The 20,779-nt window shown below is 68.4% G+C and carries 16 protein-coding genes and 1 tRNA gene; 8 read left to right on the top strand and 9 right to left on the bottom strand.

Annotated elements, in window-relative coordinates; translation table 11 throughout:
- Positions 1-213 precede the first annotated feature (213 nt).
- The 4 genes from BLR51_RS03780 to BLR51_RS03765 form a co-directional block, all read right to left on the bottom strand.
- A complete protein-coding gene (locus BLR51_RS03780) occupies positions 214-1,026 on the bottom strand; it encodes an arginyltransferase (RefSeq protein WP_089844144.1) in 813 nt (270 codons plus the stop codon).
- Between the two features lie 173 nt (positions 1,027-1,199).
- Positions 1,200-1,655: an RDD family protein gene (locus BLR51_RS03775; protein ID WP_089844142.1), complete on the bottom strand. Its 456-nt coding sequence runs from the start codon at positions 1,653-1,655 to the stop codon at positions 1,200-1,202.
- 82 nt (positions 1,656-1,737) lie between these two features.
- Positions 1,738-2,172, bottom strand: a complete 435-nt coding sequence (locus BLR51_RS03770; protein WP_089844140.1) for a DUF2852 domain-containing protein — start codon at positions 2,170-2,172, stop codon at positions 1,738-1,740.
- A gap of 102 nt (positions 2,173-2,274) precedes the next feature.
- Positions 2,275-2,781: a YbaK/EbsC family protein gene (locus tag BLR51_RS03765; RefSeq protein ID WP_089844138.1), complete on the bottom strand. Its 507-nt coding sequence runs from the start codon at positions 2,779-2,781 to the stop codon at positions 2,275-2,277.
- Positions 2,782-2,881: 100 nt separating this feature from the next.
- On the opposite strand from BLR51_RS03765, the gene BLR51_RS03760 reads away from it, so the two are divergent.
- Positions 2,882-5,686 carry a [protein-PII] uridylyltransferase family protein gene (locus BLR51_RS03760; RefSeq protein ID WP_089844136.1) on the top strand — a complete coding sequence of 935 codons (2,805 nt, stop codon included), beginning with the start codon at positions 2,882-2,884 and terminating at the stop codon, positions 5,684-5,686.
- Between the two features lie 93 nt (positions 5,687-5,779).
- Here BLR51_RS03760 and eda read toward each other — a convergent pair whose 3' ends face one another.
- Both eda and edd read right to left on the bottom strand, forming a co-directional pair.
- Complete coding sequence (eda, locus tag BLR51_RS03755) at positions 5,780-6,424, bottom strand: bifunctional 4-hydroxy-2-oxoglutarate aldolase/2-dehydro-3-deoxy-phosphogluconate aldolase (protein ID WP_089844625.1); 645 nt, start codon at positions 6,422-6,424, stop codon at positions 5,780-5,782.
- A 73-nt stretch (positions 6,425-6,497) separates the two neighbouring features.
- On the bottom strand, positions 6,498-8,303 hold the full coding sequence (gene edd / locus BLR51_RS03750) for a phosphogluconate dehydratase (protein WP_089844134.1): 1,806 nt from the start codon (positions 8,301-8,303) through the stop codon (positions 6,498-6,500).
- Positions 8,304-8,574: 271 nt separating this feature from the next.
- Here edd and BLR51_RS03745 point away from each other — a divergent pair, with 271 nt between their 5' ends.
- The 3 genes from BLR51_RS03745 to BLR51_RS03735 all read left to right on the top strand — a co-directional run bounded on the left by BLR51_RS03745 (position 8,575) and on the right by BLR51_RS03735 (position 11,606).
- Complete coding sequence (locus BLR51_RS03745) at positions 8,575-9,771, top strand: RSP_2647 family RNA methyltransferase (protein ID WP_089844133.1); 1,197 nt, start codon at positions 8,575-8,577, stop codon at positions 9,769-9,771.
- A complete protein-coding gene (locus BLR51_RS03740; RefSeq protein WP_089844131.1) occupies positions 9,768-10,310 on the top strand; it encodes an RSP_2648 family PIN domain-containing protein in 543 nt (180 codons plus the stop codon). The genes BLR51_RS03745 and BLR51_RS03740 overlap by 4 nt, the downstream gene beginning before the upstream one ends.
- 210 nt (positions 10,311-10,520) lie before the next feature.
- The gene (locus tag BLR51_RS03735; RefSeq protein WP_207543544.1) at positions 10,521-11,606 is read left to right on the top strand and encodes an ABC transporter ATP-binding protein; all 1,086 of its coding nucleotides are present in this window, start codon (positions 10,521-10,523) and stop codon (positions 11,604-11,606) included.
- Here BLR51_RS03735 and BLR51_RS03730 read toward each other — a convergent pair.
- The 3 genes from BLR51_RS03730 to BLR51_RS03720 all read right to left on the bottom strand — a co-directional run bounded on the left by BLR51_RS03730 (position 11,603) and on the right by BLR51_RS03720 (position 14,676).
- Complete coding sequence (locus BLR51_RS03730; RefSeq protein WP_089844129.1) at positions 11,603-12,547, bottom strand: glycosyltransferase family 2 protein; 945 nt, start codon at positions 12,545-12,547, stop codon at positions 11,603-11,605. The two genes, BLR51_RS03735 and BLR51_RS03730, sit on opposite strands and share 4 nt — an antisense overlap.
- Positions 12,544-14,316 (bottom strand): glycosyltransferase family 2 protein, encoded by a 1,773-nt coding sequence (locus BLR51_RS03725; RefSeq protein ID WP_089844127.1) that lies wholly within the window; start codon positions 14,314-14,316, stop codon positions 12,544-12,546. Before BLR51_RS03725 ends, BLR51_RS03730 begins: the two co-directional genes overlap by 4 nt.
- Positions 14,317-14,400: 84 nt before the next feature.
- Complete coding sequence (locus tag BLR51_RS03720; protein WP_242656630.1) at positions 14,401-14,676, bottom strand: hypothetical protein; 276 nt, start codon at positions 14,674-14,676, stop codon at positions 14,401-14,403.
- A gap of 136 nt (positions 14,677-14,812) precedes the next feature.
- Here BLR51_RS03720 and tgt point away from each other — a divergent pair, with 136 nt between their 5' ends.
- The 4 genes from tgt (at position 14,813) to BLR51_RS03700 (ending at position 20,072) form a co-directional block, all read left to right on the top strand.
- Positions 14,813-15,940 (top strand): tRNA guanosine(34) transglycosylase Tgt, encoded by a 1,128-nt coding sequence (tgt, locus tag BLR51_RS03715; RefSeq protein WP_089844125.1) that lies wholly within the window; start codon positions 14,813-14,815, stop codon positions 15,938-15,940.
- Positions 15,941-16,067: 127 nt separating this feature from the next.
- Entirely contained in the window at positions 16,068-17,159 is a 1,092-nt protein-coding gene (locus BLR51_RS03710; protein ID WP_089844123.1) for an alkene reductase, read from the top strand.
- A 262-nt stretch (positions 17,160-17,421) separates the two neighbouring features.
- Positions 17,422-19,827 (top strand): endopeptidase La, encoded by a 2,406-nt coding sequence (lon, locus tag BLR51_RS03705; RefSeq protein ID WP_089844120.1) that lies wholly within the window; start codon positions 17,422-17,424, stop codon positions 19,825-19,827.
- Between the two features lie 170 nt (positions 19,828-19,997).
- Positions 19,998-20,072: transfer RNA gene (locus BLR51_RS03700), tRNA-Val, on the top strand.
- Positions 20,073-20,779 lie beyond the last annotated feature (707 nt).

Below are 20,779 nucleotides of genomic sequence, written 5' to 3'. Positions count from 1 at the left end.
CCTCCAGCCGCCGGGGCCCTGTCCCGGCGGCTTTCCTGTTGTTGAGGCAGAAGGGGGGCGCTGCCCCCCGCCCGCGCGTGCCGCGCGGCCTCCCCCCGGGATATTTTTGCCAAGAAGAACGGGGGACCGCGCTTCTTCTTGGCAAAAATATCCCCGCCGGAGGCAGGCCGGGAGGTTACGCTGGCGAAGGTCAATCAGAAAAGGGCGCGGCGCTCAGCTGCGGCTGTCGGGCAGCGAGATATTGGCGACCTGTTCCGCGATGGGATCGGTGGAAAGCGGGTGCATGTCGGCGGCATAGGCGGAGGGATCGCGCATGCGTTCCCAGCGGCCCCGGCGATAGAGCTCCAGCCCGGAAAACTGCGCCTTGTAGCCCATCTTGGGCGATCCGGGCACCCAGTAGCCCAGATAGACATAAGGCAGGCCCGCCTCGCGCGCGATCTCGACGTGATCGAGGATCATCCATGTGCCCAGACCCTGTTTCGGCAGGTCGGGATCGTAGAAGGAATAGACCATGGAGACGCCATCCTCCAGCACGTCGGTCAGGCAGACGGCGGCCAGATTGCCGCTGCTGCGGTCGGTATATTCCACCACGCGCGAGCGGATCGGGGTTTCCTCGATCATCGCGGCGAATTCGAAGATGTCCATGTCGGCCATGCCGCCATCGGCGTGGCGCGCGTCCAGATAGCGGCGGAACAGCGCGAACTGGTCCTCGGTCGCCCAAGGGCTGGAGGCGCGGCGGCTCAGATGATCGTTGCGGCGCAGCGAGCGGCGCTGGCTTTTGCTGGGCGCAAAGCGCGCCACGTCGATCCGGGCCGACAGGCAGGCGTTGCATTCCGAACAGGAGGGCCGGTAGAGCACGTTCTGCGACCGGCGGAAGCCCTGCCGCGACAGGCTGTCATTCAGCTTTTCGGCATAGTCTCCCTGCAGGGCGGTGAAGAGCTTCCGCTCCATCCGGCCGGGCAGGTAGGGACAGGGTTGCGGCGCCGTCACATAGAACTGCGGCGCGAGGGGCAACGAATGGCGCATTTGTGACCCGTGGGCTGTTTCGTCAAAACGTAACAATGAAAGCCCGCTCCGCCAAGCCCCCCGCAGCGGGCGGGGGGCGGGTCTTTGGTCGCAGCTTTTGTCCGGGTGGTTCTGCGCCAGCCGTCCGGCGCGGCTGTTGAGCGCCTTAGTCCAGTGCGCGGCGGTTGAGCGCCTCAGTCAAGTGCGCGGCGGTTGAGCGCCGCGGTGCCAAGCGCCAGATCGGTCAGGCCCTGACCGCGTTCGGTGGCCAGCATGCAGACGATGGAGACCACCTGCAGCGGTGCCATCGACACCGACAGCGTATAGCCCAGCGTATGCAGCAGCGCCTGTCCGGCGCCAAGCCGCTGGCCGCGCCAGTCGCGCAACTCGATGGCCATCAGCCGCATGCCCCAAGTGGCGGAGCCGCTGGCGATGGTGGCCACGCGGTAGCCGAAGCTGATCACCAGCCACAGCGCGAAGAACACGAACAGCCCCAGAAAGGCGGTGAAGACCAGCGCCACCAGCACCAGCCCCGCCACGATCACCGTGTCGATCAGCCAGGCGAGGCCGCGTTTCAGCGCCACACTGTCGTAGAATTCCCGCTGGCGCACAGGATCGGGAAGCTGGGAATGGGTCTGGTCGAAATACATCTCTCTGTGGCTCCGGCCTTTCGGGAGGGGGGAGGGCGTGCGGGGCGGCCATGGCCCGCGCGGGGCCATGGCCGGGGTGGGATCAGGCCTCGGCCCGGTCCTCTTCCTTGACGTCGCGCGGGCTGCGGCTGCGGTCTTCCATGAACTGGTCGAACTCTGCCTTGTCGCGGGCATCGCGCAGGCGGCGCAGGAAATCCTCGAAGCTTTTCTGCTCGTCCTCGAGGCGGCGCAGCGTATCGGCCTTGTAGGCGTCAAAGGCGCTGTTGCCGCTGGGGCGCAGGGCGGCATAGCCCTGCTGGAAGGAGGAGGTGCGGCGGGTGCGGCAGGATTTTCCAAACATGCGTTTGCTCCAGATCATGTAGCCAAGAAGGGCAAGGCCAAGCGGCCAGAAAAGGATGAAGCCAAGGATCATGGCGACGATCCATGCGGGTCTGCCCCGCTGGTCGAGCCAGCCCTCGGCGCGGCGCAGCCAGCCGGGGTTGGCGGGGGTTGCGTAAGAGGGCGCGGAGGCGGTCATCGGGTCTGGTGTCCTTTCGTTCGGGTGTTGATGTGAATGTCTTTCACATTACGGAAGATCGGAATGCACCCGGCCCGGATCAAGGGGCGATGTAAAAGTTTTTTACATTTTTGCCTCGGGCTCGGCCTCGGGCTTGGCGGCGGCTTCGGTGAAGTCTGCAGGCACCGCCCCGGTGAGGCCGGGCAGCAGATGGGCGTCCATCGCAAACAGATGCCGGGGCGTGCCCGCCGCCGCCCAGATCACCGGAAACTCCAGCAGGCGCGGGTCGATCCATGCGCGGATCGGGCTCAGATGCCCCACCGGCGACACGCCGCCGATGGCAAAGCCGGTCTGGGCGCGGATCAGTTCGGCATCGGCCTTGCCCAGAGGCTCGCCCGCCAGCGTCGAGGCCCGCTTGGCGCAGACCCGGTTGCCGCCTGCGGTCAGGAACAGCACCGCCTCGCCGCTGGTTTCGGCCTTGAAGATGATGGATTTGGCGATCTGGTCCAGCGCGCAGCCGACGCTGTCGGCGGCCTCCTGCGCGGTGCGGGACGATCCCACCTCGCGGATCTCTGTCGTGATCCCCGCCGCGTCCAGCGCCGCGCGCACCCGTTTCAGGCTTTTGCTCATGTCCGGTCCCCCTGTTGACGGACCCGGGATAGCCCCGCGCACGCCGCCCGCGCAAGCTGCGGGATTGCACATTTCCCCGGCACATGGCCAAAGTGGCGGCATGAGCCTTGACCCCCGCATCACCCGCCTGCCGCGCGCCCACGAGCCCGATCTGGGGCAGGAGGCGCTGACCCTCACCCCTTGGGCCGAAGGCGACACCGCCCGCCTGATCCATGGCGCCACCGGCTCCAGCCCCTATCTGGCGAGCCTGCTGCGCAAGGAGGCGGACTGGCTGGAAGCGGCGCTTGCCGCACCCGAGGCGGCGCTGGATGCCGCGCTGGACGGGCTGCCCGAAGACGGCGATCCCGCCAGCCCGCTGCGGCAGGCCAAGCGCCGGGTGGCGCTGCTGGCGGGGCTCTGCGATCTGGGCGGCATCTGGCCGCTGGACCAGGTGACCGGTGCGCTGACCCGGCTGGCCGACCGGGCCGTGGATCTGGCGCTGCGCGATGCCATCGGGCGCGAGATCCGGCGCGGCAAGCTGCCCGGCGCCACGGCGGCGGACATCCCGCAGGCGGCGGGCATGGTGGTCTTTGCCATGGGCAAGATGGGCGCCGGAGAGCTGAACTACAGCTCCGACATCGACCTGATCTGCCTGTTTGACGAAAGCCGGTTCGAGCGGGACGATTACCACGAGGCCCGCGCCGCCTTCATCCGGGCCACGCGGCGGATGACCGCCACGCTCAGCGATCTGACCGGCGAAGGCTATGTGTTCCGCACCGACCTGCGGCTGCGCCCCGATCCCGCCGTAACCCCGGTCTGCATGGCGATGGAGGGGGCGGAGCGGTATTACGAAAGCCTTGGCCGGGCGTGGGAGCGCGCGGCATGGATCAAGGCGCGGCCCTGCGCCGGCGATCTGGAGGCGGGCGCGCGGTTTCAGGAGGTGCTGCGCCCCTTCGTCTGGCGCAAGCATCTGGATTTTGCCGCCATCAAGGATGCCCATGACATGCGCCTGCGCTACCGCGAGGCGAAGGGGCTGTCGGGGCCGATCACGCTGCCCGGCCATAACATGAAGCTGGGCCGGGGCGGGATCCGCGAGATCGAGTTCTTCACCCAGACCCGGCAGATCATCGCGGGCGGGCGCGATCCCGACCTGCGGGTGCGCGGCACGGTGCCGGGGCTGGCGGTGCTGGCCGAAAAGGGCTGGGTGCCCGGCGACGTGGCCGAAACGCTGACCGGGCATTACCGCTTTCACCGCGAGATCGAACACCGCATGCAGATGGTGCAGGATGCGCAGACCCATGCCCTGCCGGTCAACGAGGAGGGATTCCACCGCCTTGCCGCCATTACCGGGCGCGACCTGCACGAGCTGAAGGCGGATCTGTCAGCGCGGCTCGAAGAGGTGCATGCCCTGACAGAAGGGTTTTTCGCCCCCGAGGCCCGGGCCGAGGCGCAGGTGCCCGACATGCTGGAGGACAGCCCGCTGGTGGCGCGCTGGACCAGCTACCCCGCGCTGCGCTCGCAGCGCGCGGTGGAGATCTTCACCCGGCTGCGCCCGGAAATCCTCAGCCGTCTCGCCCGTGCCGCCCGCCCCGAAGAGGCGCTGCAGGCCTTTGACGGCTTTCTTGCGGGCCTGCCCGCCGGGGTGCAGCTGTTCTCGCTTTTCGACGCCAATCCGCAGCTGGTGGATCTGCTGGTAGACATCGTGTCGACCTCGCCGGATCTGGCCCGGCATCTGGCCCGCCATGCCTCGGTTTTCGACGCGGTGATCGGCGGCGATTTCTTCGCGCCCTGGCCGGGGGTGGCGGCGCTGCGCGCCGATCTGGCCGAAACCCTCGCGCGGGAGGCGGATTACGAACGCCAGCTCGATATGGCGCGCCGCTGGGCCAAGGAATGGCATTTCCGCGCGGGTGTGCATCTGCTGCGCGGCCTCACCGATCCCGAGGAGGCGGCGCAGCACTACGCCGATCTGGCCGAGGCGGTGCTGGCGGCGCTGCTGCCGGTGGTGCAGCAGGAATTCGCCGCCAAACATGGCGCTGCGCCGGGGCGGGGCGCCGTGGTGCTGGGCATGGGCAGTCTTGGCGCGGGGCGGCTGCATGCGCGCTCCGATCTCGACCTTATCGTGATCTATGATCCGGCGGGGGTGGAGGCGTCCGAAGGCCGCCGCCCGCTGCCCGCCCGCACCTATTACGCGCGGCTCACGCAGGCGCTGATCACCGCCATGACCGCCCCCATGGCCGAGGGGCGGCTTTACGAGGTGGACATGCGCCTGCGCCCCTCGGGCAATCAGGGCCCGGTAGCCACCTCGCTCACCGCCTTCACCGAATACCAGCGCGGACAGGCCTGGGTCTGGGAACATCTGGCGCTGACCCGCGCCCGGGTGGTGGCGGGCCCCGCCGATCTGGCCGCCGATGTCGAGGCGCTGCGCCATGACCTGCTGGGCAGCCCGCCGCCGCGCGACCGGGTGCTGGCGGAACTGGCACAGATGCGAGCCCGCATCGCCGCCGCGCGCGGCGCAGGCGATCCGTGGGATCCGAAGCTGGGCCGGGGCCGGATGCAGGACATCGAACTGGTGGCGCAGGCGGGGGCGCTGCTGTCGGGGCAGGCGCCGCGCCGCACCGCGCGCGGCCTTGCCGCCGCCGCCCGCTCGGGCTGGCTCGACAGGGCAGGCGCCGATCACCTCGCCAGCACCCACCGCCTGCTCTGGAGCCTGCAGATCGGCGCGCGGCTCATCGCCGACGGCGCGCTTGACCCCGAGGATCTGGGCGCGGGCGGCTGCGCCTTCCTGACCCGGCTCGCGGGCATCGACAGCCCCGACGCGCTGCGCCTGCGCATCGCCGAGATGGCCGAAAAATCCGCCGCGATCATCGACGCGGCGCTGCCCGCGCCCGAAACCAGAAACGCGGAAACCCCGCGCCCAGAAAGCTGAGGCGGCGCTTCCAGCGGCCCCAAATATCCCGGGGGGCCCGCGTCAGCGGGCGGGGGCAGCGCCCCCTCCGCCCCCCTCCGCAAAAGCGGGGGCTCAGCCCCGCGCCAGCCCTGCGGCCTCGGCGGCAAGCGCGGTGATCCCGGCCCAGTCACCTGCCGCCATCATGTCGGCGGGGGCCACCCAGCTGCCGCCGACGCAGAGCACGTTCTTCAGCCCCAGATAGTCGCGGGCATTCTTCATGCTGACGCCGCCGGTGGGGCAGTAGCGCACCTGCGGGATCGGCGCGCCGATGGCCTTCAGCGCAGGCACGCCGCCATTGGCCTCGGCGGGAAAGAACTTCTGCACGGTATAGCCGCGCTCCAGCAGGGCCATGCTTTCGGTGGCGGTGGCCGCGCCCGCCAGCAGCGGCAGATCCTGCGCCTCGCAGGCGTCCAGCAGCCGGTCGGTGGCACCGGGCGACACGCCAAAGCGCGCGCCCGCCGCGATGGCGGCGCTGACATCCTCGGGGGTCAGCAGCGTGCCCGCGCCAACCACGCCGCCTTCGACGCTGGCCATCTCGCGGATCACATCCAGCGCCGCCGGGGTGCGCAGCGTCACCTCCAGCACCGGCAGGCCGCCCTTGACCAGCGCCTCGGCCAGAGGCCGGGCATAGGAGACATCCTCGATCACCAGCACCGGGATCACCGGGGCCATGCGGCAGAGGGCTTCGTTGGAACGGCTGGCGTCAGCGGGGGTCATCATGGCCGGGTCTCCGACTTGGGGGAAAGGGTGCGCAGAGGCGTAGGGGCAGGGCGGGCAAAGCGCAAGCGCGTCACACCACCACCGCCGCCCCGGTGGAGGCGAGGCCGACATTGCGGCGGAACGCCTCGAACAGCTCGCGCCCCACGCCCGCGCCATTGCCGGACAGATCGGCACTGGCGGGCTCGCGGGTCTCGAAGCCTTCGGTCAGGCACATCAGCGTGCCCGCCTTGGCATCCAGCCGCACCAGATCGCCGTCGCGCAGCCGCGCCAGCGGGCCGCCATCGGCGGCTTCGGGGCTGACATGGATGGCGGCGGGCACCTTGCCGCTGGCCCCGGACATGCGCCCGTCAGTGACCAGCGCCACCTTCAGCCCGCGATCCTGCAGCACCGCCAGCGTCGGCGTCAGGCTGTGCAGTTCCGGCATGCCGTTGGATTTCGGCCCCTGAAAGCGCACCACCACGATGGTGTCGGTGGTGAATTCGCCACGCTTGAACGCCTCCTTGACCTCACCCTGATCGTGGAAGATCCGCACCGGCGCCTCGACCAGATGATGCTCGGGCTTCACCGCCGAGATCTTGAGGATGCCATGGCCCAGATTGCCGTCAAGCTGGCGCAGCCCGCCGGTGGGCTGGAACGGATCGGAGGCCGGGCGCAGGATGCGGTCGTTCTGGGTGACGCGCGGCGTCTCCTCGTAGCTCAGCACGCCATCGCGCAGCTTCGGCTCCTGCGTATAAAGATGCAGCCCGTCGCCCGCCACGGTCTTGACGTCCTCGTGCAGCAGCCCCGCCTCCAGCAATTCGCCGATCAGGAACTGCAGCCCGCCCGCCGCGTGGAAATGGTTCACATCGGCAAGCCCGTTGGGATAGACCTTGGCCATCAGCGGCACGGCGTTGGAAATGGCGTCAAAATCCTCCAGATCCAGCACGATGCCCGCCGCCCGCGCCATTGCGGGCATGTGCAGCACAAGGTTGGTGGACCCGCCCGTGGCCATCAGCCCGACGATGCCGTTTACAAACGCCTTGGCATCCAGCACGTCGCAGACCGGGCGGTAATCATTGCCGAGCCGGGTGATTTCCAGCGCGCGCTGCGCGCCCGCGACGGTCAGCGCCTCGCGCAGCGGCGTGCCGGGATTGACGAAGGACGCGCCCGGCAGGTGCAGCCCCATGAATTCCATCAGCATCTGGTTGGTGTTGGCGGTGCCGTAGAAGGTGCAGGTGCCCGGACCGTGATAGCTGGCCATCTCGGCCTCCATCAGCTTGTCGCGACCGATCTCGCCGGTGGCGAACTGCTGGCGGACCTTGGATTTCTCGTCATTGGGCAGGCCGCTGGTCATCGGCCCTGCGGGCAGGAACAGCCCGGGAATATAGCCGAAGGTGGCGGCGGCGATCACCAGACCCGGCACGATCTTGTCGCAGACCCCCAGATAGACCGCCGCGTCATAGGTGTTGTGCGACAGCGACACGCCCGCCGCGAGGGCAATCACGTCGCGGGAAAACAGCGACAGTTCCATCCCGGTCTGGCCCTGCGTGACGCCATCACACATGGCAGGCACGCCGCCCGCCACCTGCGCGGTGCCGCCCACCTGCCGCGCCGCCTCGCGCAGCAGGGCGGGATAGGTCTCGTAGGGCTGATGCGCCGACAGCATGTCGTTATAGGCGGTGACGATGCCCAGATTCGGCGCCTGTCCGGTGGCAAGCGCCTCCTTGTCCGCGCCCATGGCGGCATAGGCATGGGCCTGATTGCCGCAGGCCAGATGACCCCGGCGTGGGCCTTCCTCGGCGGCGCGGCGCATCTGGTCCATATAGCGGCGGCGCAGCGGTTCGGACCGTGCCTCGATCCGTGCGGTCACATCCGCGATGCTGGCATTGAGTGTCATGCTGGCTCCCTTCCGCCGGGCGGCCCGGCCTGAGTGACGACCTGTCTGTCGCTGCATGTAATGCAGTTAGCGCTATCAGTAAACCCGCACATCGGGCCCGTGCCCGGCAAAACCCGCAGCCGCGGCGGGGGGTGAACGCGGGTCTGCCGCCCCCGCTGCGGCCCGTCTTCGGGATAGCCGCCGCGGCACGTCCCGGCAGGCCCGCGCGGGCCGGCGCAGACAGGAAGCGAAGGCGCTTCCCTCGCGCGCGGCGGAGGCGTAAAGGAGCGGCATGACAGATGCCGATTTCCCCGTGATCCGACTTCTCCCCAAGGCCAAGCCGCAGGCGATCCGCCGTGGCTACCCTTGGATTTATGCCAATGAACTGGTGATGGACCGGCGCAGCCGTGGCATCCCCGCCGGCACCGTGGTGCGGCTGGAGGATGCCGAGCGCGGCGTGCTGGGGCTGGTGGGCTTCAATGCCGACAGCAAAATCGCGGGGCGGATGCTGGATCCCGATCCCGAGGCGGTGATCGGGCGCGACTGGCTGGTGGCCAAGCTTGCCCGCGCGCTGGCGCTGCGCACGCGGCTGTTCGACCGGCCCTATTACCGGCTGGTCCATGCCGAGGCTGACGGGCTGCCCGGCGTCATCATCGACCGCTTCGGCGATGTGGCGGTGATCCAGCCCAATGCCGCATGGGCCGAGGTGCTGCTGGCCGATCTGGCCTCGGCGCTGGCCGAGGTCACCGGCGTGACCACCATCCTCAAGAACGCGGGCGGGCGGGGCCGCGCGCTGGAAGGGCTCGACGATGTTGATGCCGTGCTGCTGGGAGAGGCGCCCGCAGCCCCGCTTCCGGTGGAGATGAACGGCGCCACCTATATGGCCGACCTGACCGGCGGGCAGAAGACTGGGCTTTTCTACGACCAGCGTCCCAACCATGCCTTTGCCGCGCGTCTGGCCGAGGGGCAGCAGGTGCTGGACGTGTTCAGCCATGTGGGCGGCTTCGCGCTGGCGGCACTGGCGCAGGGCGCGCAGGCGGCGCTGGCGGTGGACGGATCCGCCGCAGCGCTGGATCTTGCCCGCGACGGCGCGGCGCGCATGGGCGCGCAGGACCGCTTTGCCACGCGGCAGGGCGATGCCTTTGACGTGCTGACCGCCATGGGTCAGGAAGAGGCGCGCTTCGGGCTGGTGGTCTGCGATCCGCCCGCCTTCGCGCCGTCGAAACCCGCGCTGGAGGCGGGGCTGCGCGCCTATGAGCGGGTGGCGCGGCTGTCTGCCGGGCTGGTGGAGGAGGGCGGCTATCTGGTGCTCTGCTCCTGTTCGCATGTTGCGGATCTGTCGAGCTTCACCGGCGCCTGCCTGCGCGGCATCGGACGGGCCGGGCGCCGGGCGCAGCTGCTGCATACGGGCTTTGCCGGTCCCGACCATCCGCTGCTGCCGCAGCTGGCGGAATCGGGCTATCTGAAAGCGCTGGTGTTCCGCCTGTGAAGGTGCTGCTCGACGCCTGCGTGATCTACCCCACCGTCATGCGCGAGATGCTGCTTGCGGTGGCGGCGCGCGGCGCCTTCACCCCGCTCTGGTCGGCGCGCATCCTTGAGGAATGGGCGCGGGCGGCGCGCAAGCTTGGTCCCGCAGGCGAGGCGCAGGCGCGCGGCGAGGTCGCCCTGCTGCGCGCGGCATGGCCCGAGGCCGAGATCCGGGCGGGGGCAGCGCTGGAAGCGCGGCTCTGGCTGCCTGATCCCGCCGACATCCATGTGCTGGCCGCCGCCATCGCGGGCCATGCCGATCTGATCGTGACCCTGAATGCCCGGGATTTTCCGCGCGGCACGCTGGCCGAAGAAGGCCTGTCGCGTGCCGATCCCGACGCCTTCCTGCACGGCATCTGGCAGGCGCAGCCCGGGCTGGTGACTGAGGCCGGGGAGGAGGTGCTGGCGCGGGCGCGGCAGATCTCCGGCGAGGACTGGCAGATGCGCGCGCTGCTGAAAAAGGCGCATCTGCCGCGGCTCGCCAAGGCGCTGTCGGCCTGAGGCCGCGCGGCGGAGGCGGAGCAGGGGGCGCTGCCCCCTCTTGGCCTGCGGCCAATTCACCCCCGGGATATTTTTGCCAAGAAGAAGCGGCGGGCCGGATCAGCTGTGCGGCCTGCGGCAGGGCGTCGCTGCGGGTTGCGGGGGGGCGGGTGCGCTGGTATCGGGCGGGACATCCCGAGGGAATTTATCAGACTTGCAGGAGGGGCAGGCTTGGACACTCCGCATCCGCGACTGGACGTCCGCAACCTTGTGCGCCGCATCGACGGGCGCGCGGTGGTGGACGATCTGAGCCTTGAGATCGCGCCGGGTCATGTGACCTGCCTGCTGGGGCCGTCGGGCTGCGGCAAATCCACGACGCTGCGCATGATCGCGGGCGTGGACCGGCAGGATCAGGGGCAGATCTATGTCGATGGCGACCTGATCTGCGACACGGTGTTCCGGGTGCCGCCGGAGCGCCGCGCCATCGGGCTGATGTTTCAGGATTTTGCGCTGTTCCCGCATCTGAGCGTGGGGGCGAATGTCGGCTTCGGCCTGAGCGGCAGCGGCGCGGAGAAGCGCGCGCGGGCCGAGGTGCTGCTGGACCGGGTGGGGCTTGGGCATTTTGTCGATGCCTATCCGCACCAGCTGTCGGGGGGCGAGCAGCAGCGCGTGGCGCTGGCCCGGGCGCTGGCGCCGCGCCCGCGCATCATGCTGATGGACGAGCCGTTTTCGGGTCTGGACAACCGGCTGCGCGACGGCATCCGCGACGAGACGCTGGCGCTGCTGAAGGAAGAGGGCACCTCGGTGCTGCTGGTGACGCATGAGCCCGAGGAGGCGATGCGCATGGCCGACGAGATCGCGCTGATGCGCGACGGGCGGATCGTGCAGCGTGGCGCGCCCTACAACATCTACAACGCCCCCGCCGACAAGGCGGCAGTGGCGTTTTTCAGCGATGTCAACGTGTTGCGCGGTCGGGTGCGGGGGGCGCTGGTCGACACGCCCTTTGGCCAGTTTCTGGCCCCCGGGGTCGCGGACGGCACCGAGGTCGAGATCGTGTTCCGCCCGCAGCATGTGGGCATCGATTTCGACCGGGCCGGTCGCGGGCCCAACCCCACCGAGCGCGCGGGCACGCCCGCCCGGGGCGTGGTGGAGCGGTCGCGCTTCATGGGGTCGGAAAGTCTTGTGGAATTCCGCATGGATTTTGACGGCGGGCCGCTGCGCGCCACGGTGCCCAACGTGTTCCTGCCCAAGCCCGGCACGCCGCTGTGGCTGACGGTGCGGCGGGACCGCTGTTTCGTCTTCCCGGCAGAAGCCTAGGAGAAGCCAGGAAACTGCCGCGCCACCCGGGCGGGCAGATCCATCTGGTGCCGCCGCAGCAGGCCATGCGCGGCGAGCCGGTCCACAAGATCGGGGCTGGCGGTGCAGATCTCGTCAAAAAAGGCGCGGAGCGCGGGCTGGCCCCCCGTCGCCTCGATCTGGCGCAGCAGGTCATGATGGCTGAGCGTGCCGCTGCGGGTCAGTTCGGCGCGGTAGGATCCCTGCGCCAGCCGGAACCGGTAGGCGGCAAGGAAGGACTCCCAGCCGGGGGCGTGGAAATGGCCCAGTTCCATGCCGGGCAGCGGTTCTTCGCCCGGGTTCTGGATGCCGTCCAGCGTGAGGTTGTGGATGCGGATCTGCAGCCCCTTGCTGCCGGGGCGAAAGATCAGCTTGCCCGCCACATGGCTGAGAAAGCCGCCCGACAGATGCCGCCCCCAGATGGGAAAACAGGCCTCCGCGGCGCGGCGGCGTGCCTGCTGGTCCAGCGGGAAAGCCTTGAACAGCGTCTCGGCAGAGGTGTGCCCTTCGGGAGGGGCCAGCGCCTCCACCGGGCGGATGCGGGCGCAGAGGCAGCGGGCGGGCAGGGCGGCCAGCTGGTCGGCCAGAGGGGCGGCCTGCGGCGTGGCGGGCAGCAGGAATTCATCCACGTCGATATGGGCCAGCCAGTCCAGATCGGCGCAGGTTCTATTCGCGTGGCGGGCATTGGCGCCCTGCCGCAGCTGGTGCTTGGCGGGGCGGCCCTTGCGCGCCTGCCACCACGCGTCATCGGTCACATGCAGCCGGATGCGGGGATGGGCGCGCAGCGCCGCCTCGGCCCCGGGATCGGGGGCGTCGAGATAGATCACCACCCGCGACGCCCCCTGATCCAGATGCCATGCGGCGAAATCGAGGATGCGCGGCAGCGGCGCGTTGGTGGTGGTGACGGTGCCACAGCGGATCACGGCAGGGCGCCGAAGATCCGGGCCACCGCCGCGTCGGGGTCGAATTCGGCATGGACCAGCATGCCCTGCGCGGCAAGCCTGCGCCGCAGCTCGGGCGTGTCGGCGCAGACCTCGTCGAAAAGCGCGCGCAGCCCGGCCTCGCCTTCTTCTTCCATGAGATAGCGCAGCAGTTCGGCCTGCCCCATCTCGGGGCGGGAGGAGGCGCGGCGATAGGATCCCTTCGTCCGGCGAAATTCCAGATGGTCGCGGAACTGCTGCCATGACGGCGCGTGCAGATGCGCGAGCCAGATCGCGGGGAGACGGTGGCGGTTGGTGGCCTCCGCCCCGTTGTATTTCAGCGTGTGGATGCCAAGGCGGGTGTCGGGAATGCCGGTGCGGGCGAAGATCTTGCCCGCCGTATGGCTGAGAAAGCCGCCATAAAGATGCGCGCCGAAGGTGGGATAGACCTCCTGCAGGCGGGATTTGGGCAGGCCCGCCTGCCGGTGGGTGATCTTGAAATGGCTGGGCCAGCCGTCGGAGGGGGCCAGCGCCTCGGCGGGGGCGATGCGGGCCACGGCGCAGTCGGGGGGCACCTCGGCCAGCAGGTCGGCCATGGGGCGGGCGGGCAGCAGGAATTCGTCCACGTCGATATGGCCGAGCCAGTGCAGCCCGCCTGCGGCCCGCAGTGCGCGGCTGGCCACATGCACCTGCCGCAGCTGATGTTCCTCGGGGCGGGGGCGCCCGCTGTCCCGCCAGAAGGCGGCGTCACAGGCGGTGACATGCAGCCGGGCATGGCCGGAGAGAAAGGCCATGGTGTCGGGATCGGGGTCATCAAGGTAAAGGTGCAGCGCCTGCGCCCCCAGATCGAGGTGATGCGCGGCAAAGCGGGCGATGGCGGGCAGCGGCGCGCGGATCAGCGCCACCAGACCCCAGCGCAGCTGATCGGGCTCAAGCTGGCGCTGTGCCAGCGGCACCGGCGCATCGTTGCGCGGGGTCGCGGCGGGTTTGGCTTCGCCCTCGGCGGGGGGAGCGATCTCCTTGCGGCGGGACAGATCCGCGCGCATCCGGGCCAGCCGGTGCAGCAGCCCGCGCGGTTCGGTGATCAGCCGCTCCAGCAGGTGATGCGCGAGCGGGGCGATGACCGGATCCTCCTCCGCCTCCAGCCAGAGACGGCCGATCATGTTCACGTCAAGCCCGCCATGGGCCAGCGCATAGGGATCCATGTCCAGCGGCAGGCGCCCCCGCTGCCTGTGCTCCAGCGCAAAGGGCTGGTCGGGGGGCTGGCCGGAATAGAGCCGTTCGGATTCGTAAAGCTTCATCGTGCTGAAAAGCACGCTCAGCGCCAGCCCGACCGACCGCTGCGCCGGGGTCAGGCCGTGATCGCCGAAGGTGGTGACCGCAGAGACCGCCCAGCGGGGATCAAGCTGGTCCAGCAGGGCGGCGCCCTGTTCGGCCCAAAGCCGCTGGAACAGCGCAGGGGCGTGATCGGGCCAGCGGCGCCTGCGCAGATGCGCGATCAGCAGCGCGTTCAGGAAGACCAGTTCGGACCGGCCCGCCAGTTCCTTGCGCAGCGCATGGCGCTTGCGGTGATAGCTGGACCGGAACGGGCCGCATTCGGCGGGATCCGCATCGGGATCGGTGACGGTCTGCGTGGCCAGCGGGGCCAGATCCAGATCCGGCGGCGGCAGTCCCTCGCCGGGGGCATAGTCCATGGGGTCGCGCCGCCCTTCCATCTGGGTCAGCAGCGCGGCGATTCCGCCGGGATAGGTCTGAGTCTTCGGCTCGTCCATGCCCGGCAGAGTGGCCTTTTGCCGCCGCCCGCGCAATCGGGCGCGCGGTGCCGCAGCGGGCGCGTGCCCGCGCCGCCACAGCGCTCAGCCGCCCAGCATGCCGGGGCAGCGGCGATGGGCATTGGTCAGCCCGATATCGGCGCCGTTGAGGATCAGGTGCCATGTGGCGGGATAGCCCGGCGCCTGCGCGCGGGAATAGGTGCAGCCCTGCGGCGACACCCAGGTTTGGCCCTGTCCGCCGGTGGCGGGGGGCTGGGCCATGGCATCGCGGGTGGACAGGCGCGGGCTGTCGGGCTGGGCCTGCGCGGGCAGCGCCATCAGCAGCAGAAGCGCGGGGGCAAGGATCAGTCGGGTCATCATGGCGGGCTCCCTCTGGCCGGAATGGCGCCAGACTCGCCGCCAAAGATGAACGCCGCCTCAAAATTTCGAATGCGCGCTTCTTTGCGCCTGCGCTCGGGACTTGGCAAACCCCGCGCGGTGCGGCACAGGTCAGCGCATGAGCCAGACCTCCTTTACCCTTCATGCCACCGATGGCGCCGCGCGGACCGGGGTGATCGCCACCCCCCGGGGCGAGATCCGCACGCCCGCCTTCATGCCCGTGGGCACCGCCGCCACCGTCAAGGCGATGCTGCCCGAGTCGGTGCGCGCCACCGGCGCCGACATCCTGCTGGGCAACACCTATCACCTGATGCTGCGTCCCGGCGCGGAACGCATCGACCGGCTGGGCGGGCTGCACCGCTTCATGAACTGGGACCGGCCCATCCTTACGGATTCGGGCGGGTTTCAGGTCATGTCGCTGGCCGGGCTGCGCAAGCTGACCGAGCAGGGCGTGACCTTCCGCAGCCATGTGGACGGGTCCAAGCACATGCTGAGCCCGGAACGGTCGATGGAGATCCAGCGCCTGCTGGGATCGGACATCGTGATGGCGTTTGACGAATGTCCGGCGCTGCCCGCCGACCGCGCGCGGATCGAATCCTCCATGCGGCTGTCGATGCGCTGGGCGCAGCGGTCGCGCGACGCTTTCGGCGACCGGCCCGGGCATATGCTGTTCGGCATCCAGCAGGGCGGGCTGGAGCCTGACCTGCGCGAGGAATCGGCCAAGGCGCTGACCGGCATCGGCTTTGACGGCTATGCGGTGGGCGGGCTTGCCGTGGGCGAGGGGCAGGAGGCGATGTTCGCCTGTCTGGACCACGCGCCGGGCCATCTGCCGGTGGACAAGCCGCGCTACCTGATGGGCGTGGGCAAGCCCGATGACATCGTGGGCGCCGTCAAGCGCGGCATCGACATGATGGACTGCGTGCTGCCCTCGCGCTCTGGCCGGACCGGGCAGGTCTTCACCCGGCAGGGCGTGGTCAACATCAAGAACGCCCGCCATCAGGACGATCCGCGTCCGCTGGACGAGGCCTGCAGCTGTCCGGCCTGCCGGGGCTATTCCCGCGCCTATCTGCACCATGTCTTCCGCGCGCAGGAGATGATCTCGGGCATGCTGCTGACATGGCACAACCTGCACTATTATCAGGATCTGATGCAGGGCATGCGCGACGCCATCGCCGAAGGGCGGTTTGCGGCATGGGAGGCGAAGTTTCACGCCGACCGGGCGCAGGGCGACATCCCCCCGCTCTAGGCGGCTCCCGGCTGCGGCTTGGTGCGGCGGCGCACAGGGTTCTGTGCGCTTGCCGCGCCGCAGCGGATGCCTATGTGGAAAGCCTCAGCCGGTGCCGTGCACCGGCACGTCAGCAAGAGGACATCCGATGACCGAGGCACTTTTCACCCCCTTCACCGCCGGGGACATGGCGCTGGCCAACCGTGTGGTCATGGCGCCGCTGACCCGCAACCGGGCCGATGACGTCACCGGCGAAGTGGGGCCGCTGCATGTGGAGTATTACCGGCAGCGCGCGGGCGCCGGGCTGATCATCACCGAAGCCTCGCAGATCACGCCGCAGGGCAAGGGCTACATCCAGACCCCGGGCATCCAGACCGACGGTCAGGTTGCCGCGTGGAAGAAGGTGACCGATGCCGTGCATGCCGAAGGCGGCAAGATCGTCATCCAGCTGTGGCATGTAGGCCGGATCAGCCACACCTCGCTGCAGCCGGACGGTCAGGCGCCGGTGGCGCCCTCGGCCATCGCGGCGGGCGGCAAGACCTTCACCAAAAACGGGTTCGAGGACACCTCCATGCCGCGCGCGCTGGAGACGGACGAAATCCCCGGCATCGTCGAGGATTACCGCCACGCCGCCAAGCAGGCGATCGCCGCAGGCTTTGACGGGGTGGAGGTGCATGGCGCCAATGGCTATCTCATCGACCAGTTCCTCAAGACCGGCAGCAACCAGCGCACCGATGGCTATGGCGGCTCGGTCGAGAACCGCGCGCGCTTCCTGTTCGAGGTGCTGGACGCGGTGACCGCAGAGATCGGCGCGGGCCGCACCGGGCTGCGCCTGTCGCCCTTCTCGCCCGCCAACGGCATTTCCGACGCCGATCCGCAGCCGCTTTTCGAACATGTGGTGGCGGGGCTGAACCGCTACGGGCTGGCCTATGTGCATGTGATCGAAGGTGCGACCGGCGGCACCCGCGACCTGCAGCCCGGCGAGGACATGGCGGCGCTGCGCCAGCTGTTCCACGGCCCGTGGATGGTCAACAACGGCTATGACCGGCAGATGGCGCTGGATGCCGTGGCCAAGGACCATGCCGATCTGGTGGCCTTCGGGCGGCCCTTCATCTCCAACCCCGATCTGGTGGAGCGGCTGCGCCGCGACGCCGCGTGGAACGAGGGCGACAGCGCCACCTTCTACGGGGGCGGCGCCGAGGGCTATACCGATTACCCGACGCTGGATCAGGCCAAGTGATCCGCTGATCCTGTCTCTGCAGGGGCCCGCGCGGTCCCTGCAGGGTCTGCCCCCATGCGGGGCGGGGGCGGGCCGCGAAACGCCGGATCCGCCACATTTGTCCGCTTGCGCCCGCCGCGGCGCAGGGTCACATTGGCGGCTGGGTCGCGCCACGCTTGAAACGGGGGGACAAGCGCCCCACGTTAACACTTCTCACGACGGGGACGGCGGGGGCTGCCGATGACCGGGGCCGGTCCGTCCTGCCAAGAACCAAGGAACGCGCATGCAACAGCCACTCAATACATCCTATCCGGTGCTGCCGCTGCGGGACATCGTGGTGTTTCCGCACATGATCGTGCCGCTTTTTGTCGGGCGGGAAAAGTCGGTCAAGGCGCTGGAAGAGGTGATGGCGGATGACAAGCAGATCCTGCTTGCCGCCCAGATGGACCCTGCGGTCGACGATCCCGATGCCAGCGGGATTTACAAGGCGGGCGTGCTCGCCAACGTGCTGCAGCTGCTGAAACTTCCCGATGGCACCGTCAAGGTGCTGGTCGAGGGTCAGGCGCGGGTGCGCATCACCGAATACCTCGACAATGACCGCTTCTTTGAGGCGAAGGCCGAATATCTGACCGAGATGCCGGGCGATCCCGCCGCGATCACCGCACTGGTGCGCACGGTGTCCGAAGAATTCGAACGCTACGCCAAGGTCAAGAAGAACATCCCCGAAGAGGCGCTGTCCGCCGTTTCGGAAACCACCGAACCTGCAAAGCTCGCCGATCTGGTGGCGGGCCATCTGGGCATCGAGGTGCAGCAGAAGCAGGAGCTTCTGGAGACGCTTGCCATCAGCGAGCGGCTGGAAAAGGTCTATGGCCTGATGCAGGGGGAGCTTTCCGTCCTGCAGGTCGAGAAAAAGATCAAGACCCGCGTCAAGAGCCAGATGGAGAAGACCCAGCGCGAATATTATCTGAATGAGCAGATGAAGGCCATTCAGAAGGAGCTGGGCGACGGCGAGGACGGCCAGAACGAGATCAACGAACTGGCCGAGAAGATCGCCAACACCAAGCTGTCGAAAGAGGCGCAGGAAAAGGCCGAGGCGGAGCTGAAAAAGCTGCGCAACATGAGCCCGATGTCCGCCGAAGCGACCGTGGTGCGCAACTATCTGGACTGGATGCTGTCGATCCCGTGGGGCGTGAAGTCGCGCGTCAAGAAGGATCTGGGCCGCGCGCAGTCTGTGCTGGATGACGACCATTACAGCCTCGACAAGGTCAAGGAGCGCATCGTCGAATATCTGGCGGTGCAGGCGCGCAGCGCCAAGCTCAAGGGCCCGATCCTCTGCCTCGTCGGCCCTCCGGGCGTCGGCAAGACCAGCCTTGGCAAGTCGATGGCCAAGGCCACGGGGCGCGAATTCATCCGCATCAGCCTTGGCGGCGTGCGCGATGAATCGGAAATCCGCGGCCACCGCCGGACTTATATCGGTTCCATGCCGGGCAAGATCATTCAGGCGCTGAAAAAGGCAAAGACCACCAACCCGCTGATCTTGCTCGATGAGATCGACAAGATGGGGCAGGATTTCCGCGGCGACCCGGCTTCGGCCATGCTGGAGGTGCTGGATCCCGAACAGAACTCGACCTTCGTCGACCACTATCTTGAGGTGGAATACGATCTGTCGGACGTGATGTTCGTGACCACGTCGAACAGCTACAACATGCCCGGACCGCTGCTGGACCGGATGGAGATCATCCCGCTGTCGGGCTACACCGAAGACGAGAAGCTGGAGATCGCCAAGCGCCACCTGCTCGACAAGCAGGTGAAGGCGCACGGGCTGCGCAAGGGCGAATTCAGCGTGACCGATGGCGCGCTGACCGACATCCTGCGTTACTACACCCGCGAGGCGGGCGTGCGGAACCTCGAGCGCGAGATCGCCAAGCTGGCGCGCAAGGCGGTCACCAAGATCGTCAAGGGTGACGAGAAGCATGTGGAGGTGACCTCCGACAATCTCGCCGATTTCCTCGGCGTCCAGAAATACCGCTATGGTCTGGCCGAAGAGGAACATCAGGTCGGGGTGGTCACGGGGCTGGCCTATACCTCGGTGGGCGGCGATCTGCTGCAGATCGAGGCGCTGCGCCTGCCCGGCAAGGGCCGGATGAAGACCACCGGCAAGCTGGGCGACGTGATGAAGGAATCGATCGAGGCGGCGGCAAGCTATGTCCGCTCGATCAGCCCTCAGATCGGGGTCAAGCCGCCACGCTTCGACAAGATGGACATCCACGTCCACGTGCCCGACGGCGCCACGCCCAAGGACGGCCCCTCGGCCGGTCTGGCCATGGTGACGGCGATCGTGTCGGTGCTGACCGGCATCCCGGTGCGCAAGGACATCGCCATGACCGGCGAGGTCACGCTGCGCGGCAATGCCAGCGCCATCGGCGGGCTGAAGGAAAAGCTGCTGGCGGCGCTGCGGGGCGGCATCACCACGGTGTTCATCCCGCAGGAGAACGAAAAGGATCTGGCCGAACTGCCGGACAACGTGAAGACCGGGCTGAAGATCATTCCGGTGCGCCACGTGTCCGAAGTGCTGGAAATGGCGCTGCTGTCCAAGCCCGAGCCCATCGACTGGGACGAGGCCGCCGAAGAGGCAGCGCTGCTGGCCCGCGCGCAGGAAGACAAGGGGCAGGGCGCCACCGCGCACTGATCCCGGCCATTTGGTCCCCATCAAGGGCGCCCCGCGGGGCGCCCTTTTTGCTTTTGGTCCCCTGCGGCGGAGGCCGGAAATGACGTGAGGACAGGGGGCGAAAAAGGCGTGAATTTTTTGCGAAAACCCCCTTGCGGACCCCCGCCGCTCTGGGTAAACCCCGCGCTACCGGGTGATTAGCTCAGTGGTAGAGCGCTTCGTTCACATCGAAGATGTCAGGAGTTCGAATCTCTTATCACCCACCATTCTCTCTTTAGTATCCTAGGCGCGGTGCGCAGCTTCCCGAAGCGGTGCTGCTCCTTGCCCCCGAGCCTCCCTTATCACGCTGCCAAAGTCGCGCATGTCTACCGCATCCCCGCATGTGCTGCGGCAGGATACGGGCTAGGTCGATAAGACCGTGGCGGTGTTGAAATGGCCCGGCATCCGGCTCACCTCCTCCAGCGGCACAGCACCGTCACCGCCTCAGATCGGCCTCCACCCGTCACACATGCGGCTTCCGACACTCGGGGCGCCGCCGGTGCCGGACTCGGCCACAGCCATCGCCACAGGCTGACGGCTCCGCAGATGACGACCGGCGTTCCAGCCGGCGCGGGCAGAGAAGATGTGACGGAGGGGATGGGCCGCGTGAGCGCAGCGGCTACCGCGTGCGGCCATACTCGAAAACTTCAGGCTGCGCTCACGGGGGACAAGATGACGCAGACGACAAGGAAGGCGAGTGAAGTTTTTGCTATGCTGCACCTGCAGTGTTGCGAACGCGGCTTTGGGGTGGGGGTACGCAGGTTGATCTGCAGCCGCGTTCGCGAAATCACCATAACGTTATAATTTAAGCTGATAATTCGAAATGTTGGAAACAATCATCGGCTTTGATGGTGTGACCGCCCCCCGACGGCATCTAGTGTGCCAAGGTGGGTCAGCAATGATCCACGGGAGGGAGCGGTCATGTCGAAGATTA

Source organism: Salipiger marinus, assembly GCF_900100085.1.
Lineage (GTDB): Bacteria > Pseudomonadota > Alphaproteobacteria > Rhodobacterales > Rhodobacteraceae > Salipiger > Salipiger marinus.
This window is presented reverse-complemented; position numbering and strand designations above follow the sequence as displayed.

Coding starts and splice junctions, on each gene's coding strand:
- BLR51_RS03780 (WP_089844144.1), bottom strand. CDS start 1,026: ATGCGCCATTCGTTGCCCCTCGCGCCGCAGTTCTATGTGACGGCGCCG.
- BLR51_RS03775 (WP_089844142.1), bottom strand. CDS start 1,655: ATGTATTTCGACCAGACCCATTCCCAGCTTCCCGATCCTGTGCGCCAG.
- BLR51_RS03770 (WP_089844140.1), bottom strand. CDS start 2,172: ATGACCGCCTCCGCGCCCTCTTACGCAACCCCCGCCAACCCCGGCTGG.
- BLR51_RS03765 (WP_089844138.1), bottom strand. CDS start 2,781: ATGAGCAAAAGCCTGAAACGGGTGCGCGCGGCGCTGGACGCGGCGGGG.
- BLR51_RS03760 (WP_089844136.1), top strand. CDS start 2,882: ATGAGCCTTGACCCCCGCATCACCCGCCTGCCGCGCGCCCACGAGCCC.
- eda (WP_089844625.1), bottom strand. CDS start 6,424: ATGACCCCCGCTGACGCCAGCCGTTCCAACGAAGCCCTCTGCCGCATG.
- edd (WP_089844134.1), bottom strand. CDS start 8,303: ATGACACTCAATGCCAGCATCGCGGATGTGACCGCACGGATCGAGGCA.
- BLR51_RS03745 (WP_089844133.1), top strand. CDS start 8,575: ATGACAGATGCCGATTTCCCCGTGATCCGACTTCTCCCCAAGGCCAAG.
- BLR51_RS03725 (WP_089844127.1), bottom strand. CDS start 14,316: ATGGACGAGCCGAAGACTCAGACCTATCCCGGCGGAATCGCCGCGCTG.
- BLR51_RS03720 (WP_242656630.1), bottom strand. CDS start 14,676: ATGATGACCCGACTGATCCTTGCCCCCGCGCTTCTGCTGCTGATGGCG.
- tgt (WP_089844125.1), top strand. CDS start 14,813: ATGAGCCAGACCTCCTTTACCCTTCATGCCACCGATGGCGCCGCGCGG.
- BLR51_RS03710 (WP_089844123.1), top strand. CDS start 16,068: ATGACCGAGGCACTTTTCACCCCCTTCACCGCCGGGGACATGGCGCTG.
- lon (WP_089844120.1), top strand. CDS start 17,422: ATGCAACAGCCACTCAATACATCCTATCCGGTGCTGCCGCTGCGGGAC.